Genomic DNA, 2,273 nt, shown 5'->3' with positions numbered 1-2,273 from the left:
TGGCGGGAGGAATCAATACCTATAGCTATGTTGGGGGGAATTCTATAAGTCGTGCGGACCCAATGGGCCTGCGCGATGTAATCGTCGCTGTGTGGACCTCCAGATTCGCCCAGGCTTCGGTAGGACACGTTTGGACCGGTGAGCTCAATGGAACGACGCTAACCAGCCAATTTCCGACGCCTCACGGTATTGAGGGTGCAAACACGACACTGACTTGGCTCGATACGGTTCGGGCTGAGGGGCGCCCAGCGGACTATGTGTATCAGGTGAGCCTCCCGAATGAGGCTGCTTTAGATGTTGCTGGCGCGGCATCTCGCGGTACTGCTAGGTGGTCAGCGTTCCCGGATGGAAGCACATCGACAAACTGTGCCAATGCGGCGACGAGTTTGCTCAGAGCCGGTGGCATGCAGGGACTGAACACCGCATTGCTGCCAAACCATTTGAACTCTGCCCTCTTGATGCGCTCATGGTTCGGGTCGCAGGTTGCGCGACTCCCTACTTCTCCCTGGTAAGGCCGTATGAGACCCGCTCGCCTAGGACTCCTGCTTTCCCTGCCGTATTTTCTGTACGTGCTGTACTGCATTGCACGAGCTGTCGCAATGAATGACGCTGGAACCCAAGTCGCCGCAGCGTTCTGGTCTTTCCCAACGTCCATGATCGCCTTTACAGCAGCGCGTCCGATTCTGGATTGGCTTGGACCGTATGGCGACGACGGCAGGCGCGTTGGTGAATGGATAGTGCTCATTCTGGCGGGTTGTTTTCAGTACTTTGTACTTGGATACCTTGCCGGGAGGGTTCTTTTTACGCGCGAGTCGACCGTTGAATGATTTACGACGAAAGTACCGACCGGTATACCCAGTCAGATCCTCTTTGGCTCTGGGGGGGCTCCAATACCTACAGCTATGTCGAGGGGAACCCGGTCAGTTACAGCGATCCGCTAGGGCTTGATCGGTGGGGCAACACGATGTGCCTGCCTGCCCACATCTACATTGTTCAAAGCACAGGCAATGGCAAAGATGGTCCTACCTGGGGCGCGGCAGGTTCGGCGTCGAACGATTCACCTGAATCGCCCGACTTCATGACCTTCCCGGCGAACTCGTTCCCTGATGTCAAGTACGGCAGCCCTGGCATCGTCGATGGCACCTATTATGGGACCTATGGAAGAGCCGCTCATGGCTTTCCCAGCGTTGGAAAGCGGGGGCCTGGTGTCGTTCTGAACAACAACGGTGCGATTCCTACGACCGGCCCAAATCCAGCGAAAGGCGGTATGCCTATCGCTGACTATGTTCACATGCACTGCCAAAGCTACGGGCAGTCAAGAAGCGACACCAATCGAGGGTCTGCAGGCTGCATCACCGCTCGTGGCGACTATTGCGAACGTCTGTGGGAAATGGTCGAGAACCAGTGCAACAAGAACGTGATCGTTCACGTGATTCGGAACTAGGACTGCCAACCATATGAACACAACTCGGGCCCTGCTCGCCGGGGCGATAGTCGGTCTGCTGGGCTTGAGAGCCGCTGCTGACTCACTTGTCGTCAACCTCCGAGAGCGAGTTACCAAGAGCAATGTTGCGGCAGTGAACGGCTATCTCTCTGCGAACTGGGAAACGAAGATGGCGCCACTTGGGCGCTTGGTTCGGCAATGCGATGTTGGTGCACTTCGTCTCAGTGTTCGGTTGCTTGATACGACCAATCTCGAGGCCCTTCAGGGGCACCTGTATTCGCTGGAGCTGGCAATGGGACGTTGTCCTGAGAAGCTTCTATCCCTCGTTCCGGAGAGTCACGTGAAAAGCTTGTGCGCTGTGGATGCCTACGCCGAAATGCATCCTTCATCGAAACTCACCGCCGAAATCGACCGACGCGTGTTGGCCTTACGCAAGATGAGCCGACTTGCCGCAACTGCAAATGGCTTGGCGTGCCTTGACGCCTATGCTGCAGCGCGTATTGCGCAGCAGTAGGCGCTGCAGCACCGAATTCGGGCGATTGAGTCTTACCCCCGAATTCGGCGAGTTCGGGGGCAGGTCTGGGAGGCAGAGAGTTAGACCTTAACTTTCAAGGCAAGACCTGACCCTCGACATGAGTTCGGGTTCATTGCAGCCTACGCGGGACGGCGGGGTCGGGGCGGTGGGGTCAGTCGAGGGCGATGGGGTCACGAGGGCTGTGGGGTCAGGCATTGAACCTGTAGGCAAGTCCTGACCCTCAAGCGACTTTGCCTAAACGGCCGTCTACAAACACGAAGGCCGCCTGGCCGAGCTGAGCTCCGGCAGCCTGGT

Annotated in this window: 3 protein-coding genes; all 3 read left to right on the top strand. The window is 57.4% G+C overall.

Annotated elements, in window-relative coordinates; translation table 11 throughout:
- Positions 1-599 precede the first annotated feature (599 nt).
- From LNV23_RS23770 to LNV23_RS23760, 3 genes are read left to right on the top strand one after another with little or no spacing between them, the layout of a single operon-like run.
- On the top strand, positions 600-827 hold the full coding sequence (locus LNV23_RS23770; RefSeq protein ID WP_263565227.1) for a hypothetical protein: 228 nt from the start codon (positions 600-602) through the stop codon (positions 825-827).
- On the top strand, positions 824-1,444 hold the full coding sequence (locus LNV23_RS23765; protein ID WP_263565226.1) for an RHS repeat-associated core domain-containing protein: 621 nt from the start codon (positions 824-826) through the stop codon (positions 1,442-1,444). Before LNV23_RS23770 ends, LNV23_RS23765 begins: the two co-directional genes overlap by 4 nt.
- A 13-nt stretch (positions 1,445-1,457) precedes the next feature.
- Complete coding sequence (locus tag LNV23_RS23760) at positions 1,458-1,958, top strand: hypothetical protein (RefSeq protein ID WP_263565225.1); 501 nt, start codon at positions 1,458-1,460, stop codon at positions 1,956-1,958.
- Positions 1,959-2,273: the final 315 nt, after the last annotated feature.

It is taken from the genome of Kinneretia sp. DJ1R-11 (genome assembly GCF_025717595.1).
Taxonomy (GTDB): domain Bacteria; phylum Pseudomonadota; class Gammaproteobacteria; order Burkholderiales; family Burkholderiaceae_C; genus Paucibacter_A.
Note: the sequence above shows the minus strand (reverse complement) of the source record. Positions and strands in the feature narration are given on the sequence as shown.